Here is a 13,308-nt window from a genome sequence, read left to right as displayed (position 1 = left end):
CCATCCGCAAGCTCGATCCCGATGAGGTGCTTCAGTGCTATGACCCTGAAGAGCGGCTCAAGGGGCTTGAGCCTGAAGAGCGACTCAAGGGGCTTGAGCCTGAAGAGCGGCTCAAGGGGCTTGAACCAGAAGAGCGACTCAAGGGGCTTGATCCCGCCACGATCGAGGCCTGGCTGAAGAAACACCGCCGGGATCACTAATCATCGGGCAGGGCAGGGTGATTTAATTTTCGAGCCACCCACCGGGCGAAGCGCAAGCCAAACCTGGTACCCCCTGACCTAAAGGACAAGGACGCTACGCCGACCTCAACCGAGACGCCCGAAACCATCTTCCACTGAGGCATGGGGGCGGCGGGGACACGCGCCAAGCGGCTGGCCGAGCTGGAAGCCAGCGATAATGTCTTCGCCCTCGTGGTCATGGCCCAGATCCGCGCCAAGGTCACCAAAGACGCCGAACAGCTCAAGGGCTGGAAGTTTCGCCTGATGCGTCTGATGTACGAGCGCGGCTATGAGCAGGCCGTCATTCTCGAATTATTCCGGTTGATCGACTGGATGGTCCGTCTACCGGAAGCGCTGGAAGCGGACTTTCGTCAACAACTCTATACCTTTGAGGAGCAACAACGTATGCCGTATGTGACCACCGTTGAACAAGCCGGGATCGATAAGGGCGTGCAGCAGGGTTTGCAGCAGGGCTTGCAGCAGGGCGAAGCGATCCTCTTACTCGAGCAGTTGGATGAGAAATTCGGACCTGAGGTCGTCGACGCCTATCGCGAGCGCATCACGGCGGCTGAGCCCGAGCAACTGGTGCAGTGGTCCAGGCGCATCCTCCGCGCCGAGACGCCCGAGACCATCTTCCACTGAGGCATAGAGGCGGGCGGGGGCTTGCAACACATGGCCAAGCACCACGACACCGGCGACAAGGCTCTGTTCCGCCACCCGGAGTTCGTCCAGCCGCTGATCGAAGGCTTCGCCCCAGCGGAGATTGCTGCGCTGGGTGTGATGGGGCTGTGGGTCATTGGTGTCGCCGACTATGCGTTGGATGTTGATCCGCAACGCTATGAGTGTGCATTTCCCATGGCCACCGCCATCACCATGACGATCAGTACATCATCCTTCACGCGATAGACGAGACGCCAGCCTTGTTTGCGCAGTTTAATCTTGTAGCAGCCCTGTAAGTTGCCATGTCACTCTGAACCTGGAACGTGTGGCTGCTCCAGACGTTTTTTGAGCGCTTTGCGAAATGGTTCCTTGACACTGCCATCGAGCGCCTCCCATTCGGCCAGTGCTTGCGGCACAAACTTGAGCCGGTACCGATTAGGCGCTTTCTGATCGATGTCAGATAGTGTCAATGTCGACCTCGATGGCATTGTCTTCGTCAGCCAGGCGGTGACGCACCAGTTCTACCAGGTCGCGGTCGACCAGTTCTTCTACCATGGCCTCGTAGAGCTTTGGCGTGATCATGTAGAAGGCCGGGCGGTTGTGATTCAGCACCGCCACAGGCCTCTCACCGGCGGTGCGCAGAACCTGTGCCGGGTTGCGTTTGAATTCGGACATGCTGATGGAGTAATCGGCGTAGATGGTGTCCATAGTCGGCTCCTGGATCGTATCGGCTATAAATATAGCGCCAAACCTGGCGCTTTTTCAAGTAAAATGGGTCATCAAGCGGGTCAGGCAGGGCAATCGGGATATGAGGGACAGACCACGTTAACGTGATGATGAGGTGTGCAAGGCGCTCGGCAAAGCGCGTCGCTCGCCACAGCGGGGCTGAGGCGGGGTGTCGCAGCGATGCCGGCGCGATGTGCTAGGCTCGCTGCGGTGAGCCTGCAGGCTAGATTGGTAGAGGAATCTCTATGACCCAAGCGAACCCAACATTTGAGGATGTCTGGCGGATGTTTCAGGAAACGGACCGCCTGATGAAAGAATCAAGGCAGGACACCGAGCGCCTGATGAAAGAGTCAAGACAGGAAACCGACCGAAGGTTTCAAGAAACCGATCGCCTGATTAAACAACTCTCCAAGAACCTGGGCGATATCGGTAATCGCCTCGGCGAGTTCGTCGAACACATGGTCGCCCCGGCGGTGGTGCGCCTGTTTCGCGACCAAGGCATCGATGTGCATGCCGTTTATCCTGGCATTGCCGCCAAGCGCGACGGCGTGGCGCTGGAGATCGATCTGCTGGTGGTCAACGATGGGGCGTTGATCGCCGTCGAATGCAAGAGCAAGCTCATCGAGGATCATGTTGATGCCCATCTGGTGCGTTTGGCCAAGCTCAAACAGGTGTTGCCGCTTTACACACAGCATCGTGTCATGGGGGCGGTGGCCGGGATGGTGGTCAGCGAGGAGGTGGCCGAGTACGCGATGGCGCAGAGTCTCTATGTGCTGAGCCAGAATGGCGAACAGGTCGACATCCACAGCTCCACAGGCTTTGAGCCCAGAGTGTGGTAGCGTCTCCGCCGCCCTAGGTGGGTCATTCCAGGTTTAAACGGGGACGTACCACGGTTTCGGGTCGTGACACCTCAGATGCTGAATCCGCTACACTCGTTGCATGCCAGCCGACAAACACACTGCCGAGACCGCGTCGCCCAAGCGCGACGACGACAGCCCTTGGAAAGAGGCCCTCGAGCGCTTCTTCCCGGAGTTCCTCGCCCTGCTGTTCCCAACCATCCATGCCGAGATCGACTGGTCGCAAGGCGTGCAGTTTCTCGACAAAGAGTTCCAGCGGATCGTACGCGAGGCCAAGACGACCCGGCGCTACGCCGACAAGCTGGTCGGTGTCACCCGGCGCGATGGCACGCCGGTGTGGGTGCTGATCCATGTCGAAGTGCAAGGCGAACCTGAAACCGCCTTCGCCGAGCGCATGTACACCTACCACTATAAAATCCGTGACACCTACCAGGTGCCGGTCGCCAGCCTGGCGGTCCTTGCCGATGCTGACCGAGGCTTCCGCCCAACACAGTACAGCGCCGCGATCTGGGACTGCCGGATCGAGTTCCAATTCCCAACGGTCAAACTGCTCGATTATGCGGAACCCGAGCGTTGGGCCGAGTTGGAAGCCAGCGATAATGTCTTCGCCCTGGTGGTCATGGCCCAGATCCGCGCCAAGGTCACCAAAGACGCCGAACAGCTCAAGGGCTGGAAATTCCGTCTGATCCGGCTGATGTACGAGCGTGGCTATGAGCAGGCCGTGATTCTCGAGTGATTCCGGTTGATCGACTGGATGGTCCGTCTACCGGAGGCGCTGGAAGCGGACTTTCGTCAACAACTCTATACCTTTGAGGAGCAACAACGCATGCCGTATGTGACCACCGTTGAACAGGCCGGGATCGATAAGGGCGTGCAGCAGGGCTTGCAGCAGGGCGTGCAGCAGGGCGAAGCCAGGACACTGCTGCGCCTGCTCGATCAGAAATTCGGTCCCGAAACGGCGCAAGTGCATCGCGAGCGCATTGAAAACGCCGAGCTTGAGCAACTCGACACTTGGTTGGGCTACAAGGAACTGTTCAGCTACCCGGAGACAGCCCCATGGCCCTAGCCCAAGAAGACCTGCAACAAATCGGCGACTACGTCAAAGACCACATCAGCGACTGGATCGCCGAGCAAAGCCTCGGCAAACCGACGCTGGTCTACGAGATCGAACTGCGCGAGCGCATGGTGCGCGTGGAAGAAGAACTCAAGCACCAACACGAGCTGATGCGCGAAGGGTTCGAGCAGGTCGAGAAGCCCTTCATTGCCACGATGGCGGGACTGAGCATCACGGCGATTCGGTTCCTCTAAACCCTGTCCGGCAGGCTAGACGTCAACGGGCAGAGGAATACCCATGACCCAAGCGAACCCAACGCTCGACGATGTCTGGCGATGTTTCAGGAAACGGTTCTGGAACACTGGGCACAGCGTGAGCGTCAGGAAGGCGAGCGGATCGGGATCCAGAAAACTGCTCAGCGGCACTTGTTTGATCCTCTGCCAGAGCACCAGCGCGTGTTGCTCAGCTCAGCATCGCTGTCGATGATCAGCGGGGCGAAGACCCTGACATAGGGCGTTTTTTGGTTTGTTGCCAGGCAACATCAGTCAACATAAGAGCGTCATCATGTCTGTCACCTACGAAGAAATCCTCAATCTGTTTCGGGAAAACGATGCCCAAATCAAGCAACTTGTGCGCTCGCAACAAGACACTGACCGCAAGTTTCAGGAGACCGACCGTAAGTTTCAGGAGACTGACCGCAGGCTTCAGGACACCGACCGTCTGGTCAAACAGCTCTCGAAGAACCTAGGCGATATTGGCAATCGCCTCGGCGAGTTCGTCGAGCACATGGTGGCACCTGCCGTGGTGCGCCTGTTCCGTCAACAGGGGCTCGATGTGCATGTCGTCTATCCTGGGGTCGCCGCCAAGCGCGACGGCGTGGCGCTGGAAATCGATCTGCTGGTGGTTAACGATGGGGCGTTAGTGGCGGTCGAATGCAAAAGTAAGTTGATCGAGGACCACATCGACGCCCATTTGAATCGTCTGGCAACGCTCAAGCGGGTCTTGCCGATCTACCAGGACTATCGAGTCATGGGTGCGGTGGCCGGGATGGTGGTCGGCGAGGAAGTAGCCCAGTACGCGGCGGCGCGGGGGCTCTATGTGCTGAGCCAAACGGGCGAACAGGTCGATGTGCGCAATCCTGAAGGGTTCGATCCGGCGGTGTGGTAGCCGGGTCGTGCATCAACGCATCAACTTGAGTGTGGCCCAAGTCGAGGCCTGACGCGCGGACAAGTGATGCTGTCCGATTGATCCGTCTGGCAGCTCCCAGCCATTCACGCCGAGATCGACTGGTCGCAAGGGATACGGTTTCTCGACAAGGAATTCCAGCGGATCGTGCGCGAGGCCAAGACGACCCGGCGCTACGCCGACAAGCTGGTCGGGGTCACCCGGCGCGATGGCACGCCGGTGTGGGTACTGATCCATGTCGAAGTGCAAGGCGAACCCGAAACCGCTTTCGCCCCCAGCACTTCAGCGCCGCACTCTGGGATTGCCGCGTTGACCTCCGCCGCTTTCCGATGGTCAAACTGCTGGACTATGCCGAGCCGGAGGCTTGGGCTGAGCTGGAAGCCAGCGACAACGTTTTCGCCCTGGTGGTCATGGCGCAGATCCGCGCCAAGGTCACCGATGATGCCGAGACGCTCAAAGGCTGGAAATTCCGCCTGATTCGGCTGATGTACGAGCGCGGCTATGAGCAGGCACGGATTCTGGAGCTGTTCCGGCTCATCGACTGGATGGTCCGCTTGCCCAAGGCGCTGGAGGCCGACTTTCGCCAAACACTCTATGCCTATGAGGAGCAACAGCGTATGCCGTATGTGACGACCGTCGAACAAGCGGGGATCGAGAAGGGTGTCCAACTGGGCGTGCAGCAGGGCGAAGCTCTCATCCTGCTGACTTTGCTACAAGAGAAATTCGGCCTAGACAGCGTCAATGCCTACCGCGAGCGCATCACCGCCGCCGAGCCTGAGCAACTGCTGCAGTGGTCGAAACGCATCCTCAGCGCCGAGACGCCGGAGACGATTTTCCACTGAGGCATCACTAGCGGATAAAGGGGCCATTAAGCTTGCACCTGCCGCGCGCCTACAAGCAGGATGCGCGGCATTGGAGGTTTCCAGAAGATGCCTATAGATTACAATAGGTTAGCATCACCTTAAAAGGGCTGGTCGCGCAGCCCGCACTTCGACTGGGACGCCCCTAGCGGCGCGATATCGCCGAGCGCGTTAATCGCCGCAGCGGGGCTGAGGCGGGCGGTGTAGGATAACGCGCCTTGCCCCGCAAGCAACATGGAGACACCACCATGGCCCTGGCCCAGGAAGACTTGCAACAAATCGGCGACTACGTCAAAGACCACATCAGCGACTGGATCGCCGAGCAAAGCCTTGACAAACCCACCGTGGTCTACGACATCGAACTGCGCGAGCGCATGGTGCGCGTTGAGGAAGAACTCAAGCACCAACGCGAGCTGATGCGTGAAGGTTTCGAGCAAGTGGAAAAACGCTTTGAGCAAGTCGATAAGCGCTTTGAGCAGGTTGACAAACGCTTTGAACAAGTCGACAAGCGCCTGGATCTCATGAAAACCGACATGGACAAGCGTTTCGATGAGATGCTCAAGCGTCACGACACCCATTTTCTGTGGCTGATCGCCTTCATCGCCACGATGGCGGGACTGAGCATTACGGCGATTCGGTTTCTCTAAACCGCGCCTTCGAGCCAGCCCATCAGGTCTGGCGCCAACGGCTCCACCCTCAACGACGGGCAGATTGCCCAGGTGAATCCGCTACACTCCCCGCATGCCAGCCGACAGCCACAGTACCGATCAGGCGTCACCCAAGCGCGACGATGACAGCCCTTGGAAGAAAGCCTTGGAGCGCTTCTTCCCGGAGTTCCTGGCGCTGCTGTTCCCAGCCGTGCATGCCGAGATCGACTGGTCCAAAGGGGTGCAATTCCTCGACAAGGAATTCCAGCAGCTGGTGCGCGAGGCCAAGACCACGCGGCGTTATGCCGACAAGCTGGTCGGTGTCACGCTGCGCGATAGCACCGCCGTCTGGGTGCTGATCCACGTCGAAGTCCAAGGCGAGCCCGAAACCGCCTTTGCCGAGCGCATGTACACCTATCACTACAAGATCCGCGACCGCTATCAGGTGCCGGTGGCGAGCCTCGCGGTGCTCGCCGATACGGGTCAGCGCTTTCGCCCGCAGCAGTACGGCACAGCACTCTGGGACTGCCGCGTTGACTTCCGCCAAACACTCTATGCCTAATGAGGAGCAACAGCGTATGCCGTATGTGACGACCGTCGAACAAGCGGGGATTCAGCAGGGCGAAGCCCTCATCCTGCTGGTTCTGCTACAAGAGAAATTCGGTCCAGACAGCGTTGACGCCTACCGCAAGCGCATCACCGCCGCCGAGCCTGAGCAACTGCTGCAGTGGTCGAAACGCATCCTCAGCGCCGAGACGCCGGAGACGATTTTCCACTGAGGCTTGGGGTCAGCACTGAGCCAGCACCGCCCCGAGGCGGCTCTGCCAACCCACCGCACCGATGGCCAAGCATCACGACACGGGCTACAAGGCGCTGTTCAGCCATCCCGAGTTCGTCCAACAGCTCATCGAGGGTTTCGCCCCAGCGGAGATCGCCGCGCTGATGGACTTCTCGACGCTCGAGAACCACAGCGACCACTACACCCGCTCTCTCGATGAGGTGTTCAAGGCGCTCGGCAAAGCCCGTCACTCGGATGCCAGGGCCATGTGCTAGGCTGTTTTTAGCGCTTTCCGAATTCCCTGAGCAATCGATGAGGAGACCCTGCCATGGCCTTGGCTGAGGAAGACATCGCCTTCATCAAGCGCCACCTTGGCGAGTGGCTCACACACTTCTTATGGCTTGTCGGGTTTATCGCGACGGGCGTGATGGTGGTCATCGGCGCGATGCGTTATCTCTAGAATTTGCCACAGCACATCTCTCTGCTCACCGGAGGCCCTTCATGAGCCGTTATCTCCCTCTCAGTCCTCAGCGTTTCGGCGAACTGCGGTGGCAACGCTTTCGCGATTATCGGCATACGCTCGGCGTACATCTCACGCCGGTCGCGGCGCCGGAGGTGAGCGCTGCCGCCGCGCATCTGCCGCTGGCCTTCGCGCGCGATGCCCAGGGCCAGCGCTTGCTGTGCGCGCTGAGCGGCCTGCGCGAGGGGGTCAATCATTGCCTGGACGCGCGCCAGGCCTGGTTGGCGGGCTACACGCCGGCCTTGCTGCGCGCTCATCCGTTCCGGCTGCTGCCGCCGCCGCCGGAGAAAGGCGAGGCGCATCAGCGCGTGCTCTGCGTGGATGTCGACAGCCCCTGGGTGGGGCCGGACGGGGATCAGGCGTTCCTCGACGGCGAGCGCATGAGCCCGGCGGTGGAGGAGATCTTCCAGTTCCTCGGCCAGCTCGCGCAGCACCTGGCACGCACCGAGCAGGCAGTGGCAGCCCTGGAGACGGCGGGCCTGCTCATTCCTTGGAAGATCGAGGACGAGCAGGGTCAGCCCCTGCGCGGGCTACAACGGGTCGACGAGACCGCGCTGGCCAAGCTCGGCGCCGAGACCCTGGCCGAGCTGCACCGCCAAGGTGCCCTGGCGCTGGCCTATGCGCAGATGATCAGCACTCATCAGCTGCCGGCGCTGCAAACGCGCGCGCGCCAGCTTGAGCACCAAGCCCCGCGCGAGGATCTTGGTGACTTCTTTGGCGGGCAGTCGGATCTGCAATTTGACTTCAATCAATGAGGAGCCGCCAGCCTCACCGCCTATGCGGGCTGGGCCTTGGTGTCGTAAACTAGGGGATTACCCAAAGCGATCGGGACGAGAACGCCGTGCGTACCCCCATTAAACCTCAGGACGAACTCAAAGCCGCGCTCAGGGCCAGCCGCGGCTCGTTTCTGTATGCCGGCCTCTTCAGCATGTTCATCAACCTGCTCATGCTGGTGCCGGCGCTCTACATGCTCCAGGTCTACGACCGCGTGCTCGCCAGCAGCAGTGTCGAGACCCTGCTGATGCTGACCCTACTGGTGGTCGGCCTCTACGCCATCATGGGCGCGCTCGAGATGGTGCGCTCGCGCATCCTGGTGCGCGTCAGCAGCCGGCTCGATATGCACATGAACGAGCGCCTGTTCGCGGCGATGTTCGAGTCCGGCGTGCGCCAGGGCCGGCGCACCGGCGCGCAGCCGATTAACGATCTGACCACGTTGCGCCAATTCCTCACCGGCCGCGGGCTGTTCGCCTTTTTCGATGTGCCCTGGGTGCCGGTCTACATGGCGGTGCTGTTCCTGCTGCATCCGCTTATCGGCTGGGTTGCCGTCGGCGGCGCGGTGATCTTGATTGGGCTCGCCGTGGCCAATGAGTTGAGCACGCAGCGCCCGCTCGGCGAGGCCAACCGCATGGCGGTGGCCAATTCCAACTTCATCGAGGGCAATCTGCGCAACGGCGAGGCCATCGAGGCCATGGGTATGCTCGGCAACGTGCATCGGCGTTGGCTGAGCCGCCATTCCGAGGTCTTGCAGCTGCAGAGCCAAGCCAGTGACCGCGCCGGCACGCTGACCAACAGCAGTAAGGCGCTGCGCATCATGCTGCAGTCGCTGATCCTCGGCGTCGGCGCCTATCTGGCGATCCAGAACATCATCACCCCCGGTATGATGATCGCCGGCTCAATCCTCATGGGCCGCGCGCTCGCGCCGCTGGATATGCTGATCGGTTCCTGGCGCGGCTTCCTCAGCGCACGCAGTGCTTACGAGCGTCTGCGCGCGTTGCTCAATGATGTCCCGGAGCGGACCTTCGGCATGAGCCTGCCGGCACCGAGCGGGCGCGTCACCCTCGAAGAGGTCATCGCCGCCCCGCCGCAAGTGCGCGTACCTGTGCTGCGACGCATCAGCCTGGAGATCAACCCCGGCGAGAGCGTCGGCATCATCGGCCCGAGCGCGGCCGGCAAATCGACCCTGGCGCGCGTCATCCTTGGCGTCTGGCCAACCATGGGCGGCTATGTGCGCCTCGATGGCGCCGATATCTCGACCTGGAACCGCGAGGCGCTCGGCCCCTATATCGGCTATCTGCCACAGGATGTCGAACTGGTCGAGGGCTCGGTGAACGAGAACATCGCCCGTTTCGGGCAGGTCGATCCAAGTGCGGTGGTCAACGCCGCACAACGCGCCGGCGTACACGAGATGATCCTGCAGTTGCCGGAGGGCTACGACACCCAGATCGGCGCCGGCGGCATGGTACTCTCGGCTGGGCAGCGCCAGCGCGTCGGGCTCGCCCGCGCGCTCTATGGTCAGCCGGTGCTGGTGGTGCTCGACGAGCCCAACTCGAATCTGGATGATCAGGGCGAGGCGGCCCTGGTGAGCGCGATCACGGCGCTGAAAAAGGCGGGCAGCACCCTGCTGCTGATCACCCATCGCCCCAATGTTCTACACGCGGTCGAGAAGGTGATGGTCATCAGCGAGGGCACGGTCAAGGCCTTCGGCGGGCGCGACGAGGTGCTCGCGCAGTTCGCGCGGCCAAAGTCGGTGCCGCGCCAAGCGCCCGTGAATGCCCTGCGTGGGGGCGGCAGCGCGCCCCCAGCGGTCACCTCCTCGGCGAAGACCCCCTCCGCCTGACCGCTCTTTGAACGCGCGTCGTTCGCGCGCCCTTATCGCCATCCCCTTTACAACGCCCTTCTTGGGAGAATGAGTCACCTTGGAGATCACCGTCCCTTCGACCCGCGTCACCGAGCCGCAAACGCAAACCGTGCCCACCACCGACCGGGGCGCGCGCCTGCTCGGCCTGCTCATCCTGTTGATCGGGCTTGGCGGCTTCCTGATCTGGGCCGCGCTCGCTCCCATCAGTAGCGCCGCCGTGGCCCCAGGCGTAGTCACCGTGGAGGGCGCGCGCAAGACCGTGCAACATCTCGACGGCGGTATCGTCGCTGAAATCCTCGTGCGCGAAGGCGATAAGGTCGAGGCTGATCAGTTGCTGGTCCGCCTCGACGATCGCGAGACGCGCGCGCAGCTCGAGATGGAGCGCGGCCAGCTCATCGCCCTGGCGGCCGAGGAGGCGCGCCTGGTCGCCGAGCGTGACGGGCTGGAGCAGCCGACGTTCCCGGTGCGGCTGTTTGGCGGGATCGAACTCGATGATCCGCGCTTACTGATGGCGCAAGCCGGCCAGAAACGCGTGTTCGAGGCCCGGCGCCAGGCGCGCGAGGGCGAGATCAGCGTTCTCGAGCAGCGCATCGAGCAGTTGCGTGAGCGCATCGCCGGGGTCGAGGATGTGCTCAAGGCCAACGAGCGCCGCGCCAAGCTCTATCAGGAAGAGATCGACGCGCTGACCAGCCTGTTCGATCGCCAGCTCGGCGACAAGAGCCGGCTACGCGAGGCCGAACGTCAACAGGCCGAGCTGCTCGGCGAGCAGGCCGAACGCCGTTCGACCATCGCCTCGACCCGCGTGCAGATCGGCGAGACCGAACTCGAGATCGCGCAGATCAAGCGCCGCTTCGTCAGCGAGGTGGTGGAGCAGTTGCGCGAGGTCGAGACCGAACTCAGCGACCGCGAGGAGCGCCTGCGCGCGCTCTCCGCGCGGCTCGAGCGCACCGAGGTGCGCTCGCCTGCGAGCGGGGCCGTGGTCGATCTGCAGACGCACACCGTCGGCGGCGTCTTACGCCCCGGCGATAAGGTGCTTGACCTGATCCCAGCCGACGAGCCGTTGCTGATCGAGGCCCGCGTATCGCCGACGGATATCGACCAGGTCTTTCCCGGCCTCGAGGCCGATATCCGCTTCACTGCCTTCAATGCCAGCACCACGCCAACCGTGCTCGGGCAGGTGCTGACCGTGTCCGCCGATCGCATGACCGATCAGAAAACCGATCAGGATTATTTCCTCGCCCGCGTGCGGGTGCCGCCCGAGTCGCTTGAACAGCTTGAGGATAAGACCCTGCTGCCCGGCATGCCAGCGACGGTGATGATCAAGACCGGCGAGCGGACCTTCTTCGAGTATCTGATTCGCCCGATCAGCGATCGGATCAGTGTTGCTTTTCGCGAGGATTAGGCCGTGAAAATTAGGCTGGGGCTGGCGATCGATCCTATGCCTAACGGGAGGCGAGTGCGTCTATTCAGTGGATGAATAGCAGGACGACGCGAGAGAGGAGTTTCAGCCGGCCCACGCGATGCGAGATGCCGTGCAGGTAGAGAAGATCACACCGGACATGGTCATCTTGAGGTAACGATAAGGGCGCCAAAGATGGTGCCCAGGGACAGAATCGAACTGCCGACACGGGGATTTTCAGTCCCCTGCTCTACCGACTGAGCTACCTGGGCGAAGCCCCTTATTAGACCCTTTTGAGAGGGGAGTGTCAAGACCTCGCTTGCCGTCTTGCAAGCTGATGGCCGTATACCGCAGAGCAAAGGCCCAGACGTCATGGGATAGATAGCCAGTCCCCGGGCGTTCTCAATACAGCAAGAACGGGGCGCGTTCTTCGAGCCAGCGCTGCTCATCGCGGACCAGCGGTTCGTCAAGGTCAGCCGGCTCGGTCGTCGCGTCGTCGACCCACTCGCGCAACGCGGTGCCGCCGCTTAGCAGGTCGATGGCGAGGCGCTCGGTCTCGTATTCGTAGGGGAAGTCGCGCCAGAGCGGGTAATCCGGGTACTCGGTGCGGAGGGCCTTGAGAAAGAGCGCGACTAGCCGGTACGGACGGAACTGCTGGTGGTTGTAGTGGACGCTGTCGGTATGGATCTGGAGTCCATGGCAGAGCTGACCCTGATGCTTGTGGAAACAGGGCTCGAAGCCGCAGCAGCGGATCAGCGCGCCTTGCATCCAGTCCGAGGCGAGGCTCTCCATGCGCCGCATCAGCCGACAGATATCGAGATCGGGCGCGCCGATGACTTCCAGCGGCGTGGTCGTGCCGCGCCCCTCGGAGAGCCTGGTGCCTTCGATCAGCACGGTGCCGGGGAAACAGCGCGCCATGTTGAGGCTCGAGGCATTCGGGCTCGGGTTGACCCAGGCCAGCTCGTCGCGCGGCCAGCCCCAGCCGGGGGCGCTGTTGGGGTCGTAGCCTTCCATCGCGATCACCTCGCACTCGAGATCGAGCCCCTGGTGGGCAATCAACCAGCGCGCCAGCTCGCCGAAGCTGAGCCCATGGCGCATCGGCAGCGGCGCGACGCCGACGAAGCTCTGCCAATCGTCCTCGAGCAGGCTGCCCTCGACCGGGCGGCCGATGGGGTTGGGGCGGTCGAGGATCCAGACCGCCTTGCCGCGCTTGGCGCAGGCATCGAGCACATAGGCGAGGGTGGTCACATAGGTGTAGATGCGGGTGCCGGTGTCCTGCAGATCGACCAGCAGGGTATCAAACTGGTCGAGCATGGCGTCAGTGGGGTAACGCACCGGGCCGTAGAGGCTGAACACCGGGATCTGGTGGATCGGGTCGACATAATCGTCGGACTCGATCATGTTGTCCTGCTTGTCGCCGCGCATCCCGTGCTGGGGGCCGAAGGCGGCGGTGATCCGCAGGCCGCTGAGCGACATCAGCGCATCGAGACTCTGGCGCCCCACATGGTTGACCGAGGCGGGATGGCCGAGCAGGGCGACGCGCCGCCCGGCGAGAGGTCGCCGGAGGTGGCCGTCGGCGAGGAGGCGGTCGATGCCTAGGCGCATGCGTCGTCACTGAACAGGTTGGTACCGGGGACGAGACTCGAACTCGTAAGGTGTTACCACCGGTGGATTTTGAGTCCACTGCGTCTACCAATTCCGCCACCCCGGCAGCTAACCTATAATTATAGCCTCAGCGTGCCAAAACGGTACAGTCATCTCTTAAG

18 protein-coding genes, 2 tRNA genes and 2 pseudogenes are annotated in these 13,308 nt (G+C 62.0%); 18 read left to right on the top strand and 4 right to left on the bottom strand.

Annotated elements, in window-relative coordinates; all coding sequences use genetic code 11:
• From AC54T3_RS02010 to AC54T3_RS02000, 3 genes and pseudogenes are all read left to right on the top strand, one after another.
• Window positions 1–200, top strand: a pseudogene (locus tag AC54T3_RS02010) (hypothetical protein); the annotation flags it as partial.
• A gap of 141 nt (window positions 201–341) precedes the next feature.
• A complete protein-coding gene (locus AC54T3_RS02005; RefSeq protein WP_496621881.1) occupies window positions 342–860 on the top strand; it encodes a hypothetical protein in 519 nt (172 codons plus the stop codon).
• A gap of 30 nt (window positions 861–890) precedes the next feature.
• Window positions 891–1,124: a hypothetical protein gene (locus AC54T3_RS02000; protein ID WP_496621880.1), complete on the top strand. Its 234-nt coding sequence runs from the start codon at window positions 891–893 to the stop codon at window positions 1,122–1,124.
• Between the two features lie 210 nt (window positions 1,125–1,334).
• Here AC54T3_RS02000 and AC54T3_RS01995 read toward each other — a convergent pair whose 3' ends face one another.
• Window positions 1,335–1,586: a type II toxin-antitoxin system prevent-host-death family antitoxin gene (locus AC54T3_RS01995; protein ID WP_496621879.1), complete on the bottom strand. Its 252-nt coding sequence runs from the start codon at window positions 1,584–1,586 to the stop codon at window positions 1,335–1,337.
• Between the two features lie 359 nt (window positions 1,587–1,945).
• Here AC54T3_RS01995 and AC54T3_RS01990 point away from each other — a divergent pair, with 359 nt between their 5' ends.
• The 15 genes and pseudogenes from AC54T3_RS01990 to AC54T3_RS01920 all read left to right on the top strand — a co-directional run bounded on the left by AC54T3_RS01990 (window position 1,946) and on the right by AC54T3_RS01920 (window position 11,545).
• The gene (locus AC54T3_RS01990) at window positions 1,946–2,443 is read left to right on the top strand and encodes a DUF3782 domain-containing protein (RefSeq protein ID WP_496621877.1); all 498 of its coding nucleotides are present in this window, start codon (window positions 1,946–1,948) and stop codon (window positions 2,441–2,443) included.
• 100 nt (window positions 2,444–2,543) lie between these two features.
• Window positions 2,544–3,197, top strand: coding sequence for an RpnC/YadD family protein (locus AC54T3_RS01985; RefSeq protein ID WP_496621875.1), 654 nt, complete (start codon window positions 2,544–2,546; stop codon window positions 3,195–3,197).
• Between the two features lie 18 nt (window positions 3,198–3,215).
• Window positions 3,216–3,527 (top strand): DUF4351 domain-containing protein, encoded by a 312-nt coding sequence (locus AC54T3_RS01980; RefSeq protein WP_496621873.1) that lies wholly within the window; start codon window positions 3,216–3,218, stop codon window positions 3,525–3,527.
• A pseudogene (locus tag AC54T3_RS01975) lies at window positions 3,518–3,721 on the top strand (hypothetical protein); the annotation flags it as partial. The gene AC54T3_RS01980 and the pseudogene AC54T3_RS01975, both read left to right, overlap by 10 nt.
• A gap of 129 nt (window positions 3,722–3,850) precedes the next feature.
• Window positions 3,851–4,027, top strand: coding sequence for a hypothetical protein (locus AC54T3_RS01970; protein WP_496621872.1), 177 nt, complete (start codon window positions 3,851–3,853; stop codon window positions 4,025–4,027).
• A 16-nt stretch (window positions 4,028–4,043) separates the two neighbouring features.
• Entirely contained in the window at window positions 4,044–4,682 is a 639-nt protein-coding gene (locus AC54T3_RS01965) for a DUF3782 domain-containing protein (protein WP_496621871.1), read from the top strand.
• Window positions 4,683–5,029: 347 nt separating this feature from the next.
• Window positions 5,030–5,542: an RpnC/YadD family protein gene (locus AC54T3_RS01960; RefSeq protein WP_496621869.1), complete on the top strand. Its 513-nt coding sequence runs from the start codon at window positions 5,030–5,032 to the stop codon at window positions 5,540–5,542.
• A 266-nt stretch (window positions 5,543–5,808) separates the two neighbouring features.
• Window positions 5,809–6,207, top strand: a complete 399-nt coding sequence (locus tag AC54T3_RS01955) for a hypothetical protein (protein ID WP_496621868.1) — start codon at window positions 5,809–5,811, stop codon at window positions 6,205–6,207.
• Window positions 6,208–6,301: 94 nt separating this feature from the next.
• The gene (locus tag AC54T3_RS01950; RefSeq protein ID WP_496621866.1) at window positions 6,302–6,769 is read left to right on the top strand and encodes a hypothetical protein; all 468 of its coding nucleotides are present in this window, start codon (window positions 6,302–6,304) and stop codon (window positions 6,767–6,769) included.
• 16 nt (window positions 6,770–6,785) lie between these two features.
• Window positions 6,786–6,986, top strand: a complete 201-nt coding sequence (locus AC54T3_RS01945; RefSeq protein ID WP_496621865.1) for a hypothetical protein — start codon at window positions 6,786–6,788, stop codon at window positions 6,984–6,986.
• Window positions 6,987–7,047: 61 nt separating this feature from the next.
• Window positions 7,048–7,260, top strand: coding sequence for a hypothetical protein (locus AC54T3_RS01940; protein WP_496621864.1), 213 nt, complete (start codon window positions 7,048–7,050; stop codon window positions 7,258–7,260).
• Between the two features lie 53 nt (window positions 7,261–7,313).
• The gene (locus AC54T3_RS01935) at window positions 7,314–7,445 is read left to right on the top strand and encodes a hypothetical protein (RefSeq protein ID WP_496621863.1); all 132 of its coding nucleotides are present in this window, start codon (window positions 7,314–7,316) and stop codon (window positions 7,443–7,445) included.
• A gap of 41 nt (window positions 7,446–7,486) precedes the next feature.
• Window positions 7,487–8,260, top strand: a complete 774-nt coding sequence (locus AC54T3_RS01930) for a SapC family protein (RefSeq protein ID WP_496621862.1) — start codon at window positions 7,487–7,489, stop codon at window positions 8,258–8,260.
• Between the two features lie 86 nt (window positions 8,261–8,346).
• The gene (locus AC54T3_RS01925) at window positions 8,347–10,122 is read left to right on the top strand and encodes a type I secretion system permease/ATPase (protein ID WP_496621860.1); all 1,776 of its coding nucleotides are present in this window, start codon (window positions 8,347–8,349) and stop codon (window positions 10,120–10,122) included.
• A gap of 79 nt (window positions 10,123–10,201) precedes the next feature.
• Complete coding sequence (locus AC54T3_RS01920) at window positions 10,202–11,545, top strand: HlyD family type I secretion periplasmic adaptor subunit (RefSeq protein WP_496621858.1); 1,344 nt, start codon at window positions 10,202–10,204, stop codon at window positions 11,543–11,545.
• A 193-nt stretch (window positions 11,546–11,738) separates the two neighbouring features.
• On the opposite strand, the gene AC54T3_RS01915 is transcribed toward AC54T3_RS01920, so the two are convergent.
• The 3 genes from AC54T3_RS01915 to AC54T3_RS01905 all read right to left on the bottom strand — a co-directional run bounded on the left by AC54T3_RS01915 (window position 11,739) and on the right by AC54T3_RS01905 (window position 13,253).
• Window positions 11,739–11,814, bottom strand: a tRNA-Phe gene (locus tag AC54T3_RS01915).
• A gap of 130 nt (window positions 11,815–11,944) precedes the next feature.
• Window positions 11,945–13,147, bottom strand: coding sequence for an exo-beta-N-acetylmuramidase NamZ family protein (locus tag AC54T3_RS01910; RefSeq protein ID WP_496621856.1), 1,203 nt, complete (start codon window positions 13,145–13,147; stop codon window positions 11,945–11,947).
• A gap of 19 nt (window positions 13,148–13,166) precedes the next feature.
• Window positions 13,167–13,253 (bottom strand) — tRNA-Leu (locus AC54T3_RS01905).
• Window positions 13,254–13,308: the final 55 nt, after the last annotated feature.

This window comes from Halochromatium sp. NSM3 (assembly GCF_059621085.1).
Note: the sequence above shows the minus strand (reverse complement) of the source record. Positions and strands in the feature narration are given on the sequence as shown.

Coding starts and splice junctions, on each gene's coding strand:
- AC54T3_RS01930 (WP_496621862.1), top strand. CDS start 7,487: ATGAGCCGTTATCTCCCTCTCAGTCCTCAGCGTTTCGGCGAACTGCGG.
- AC54T3_RS01990 (WP_496621877.1), top strand. CDS start 1,946: ATGAAAGAGTCAAGACAGGAAACCGACCGAAGGTTTCAAGAAACCGAT.
- AC54T3_RS01960 (WP_496621869.1), top strand. CDS start 5,030: ATGGTCAAACTGCTGGACTATGCCGAGCCGGAGGCTTGGGCTGAGCTG.
- AC54T3_RS01955 (WP_496621868.1), top strand. CDS start 5,809: ATGGCCCTGGCCCAGGAAGACTTGCAACAAATCGGCGACTACGTCAAA.
- AC54T3_RS01985 (WP_496621875.1), top strand. CDS start 2,544: ATGCCAGCCGACAAACACACTGCCGAGACCGCGTCGCCCAAGCGCGAC.
- AC54T3_RS01945 (WP_496621865.1), top strand. CDS start 6,786: ATGCCGTATGTGACGACCGTCGAACAAGCGGGGATTCAGCAGGGCGAA.
- AC54T3_RS01910 (WP_496621856.1), bottom strand. CDS start 13,147: ATGCGCCTAGGCATCGACCGCCTCCTCGCCGACGGCCACCTCCGGCGA.
- AC54T3_RS02005 (WP_496621881.1), top strand. CDS start 342: ATGGGGGCGGCGGGGACACGCGCCAAGCGGCTGGCCGAGCTGGAAGCC.
- AC54T3_RS01995 (WP_496621879.1), bottom strand. CDS start 1,586: ATGGACACCATCTACGCCGATTACTCCATCAGCATGTCCGAATTCAAA.
- AC54T3_RS02000 (WP_496621880.1), top strand. CDS start 891: ATGGCCAAGCACCACGACACCGGCGACAAGGCTCTGTTCCGCCACCCG.
- AC54T3_RS01970 (WP_496621872.1), top strand. CDS start 3,851: ATGTTTCAGGAAACGGTTCTGGAACACTGGGCACAGCGTGAGCGTCAG.
- AC54T3_RS01935 (WP_496621863.1), top strand. CDS start 7,314: ATGGCCTTGGCTGAGGAAGACATCGCCTTCATCAAGCGCCACCTTGGC.
- AC54T3_RS01940 (WP_496621864.1), top strand. CDS start 7,048: ATGGCCAAGCATCACGACACGGGCTACAAGGCGCTGTTCAGCCATCCC.
- AC54T3_RS01950 (WP_496621866.1), top strand. CDS start 6,302: ATGCCAGCCGACAGCCACAGTACCGATCAGGCGTCACCCAAGCGCGAC.
- AC54T3_RS01980 (WP_496621873.1), top strand. CDS start 3,216: ATGGTCCGTCTACCGGAGGCGCTGGAAGCGGACTTTCGTCAACAACTC.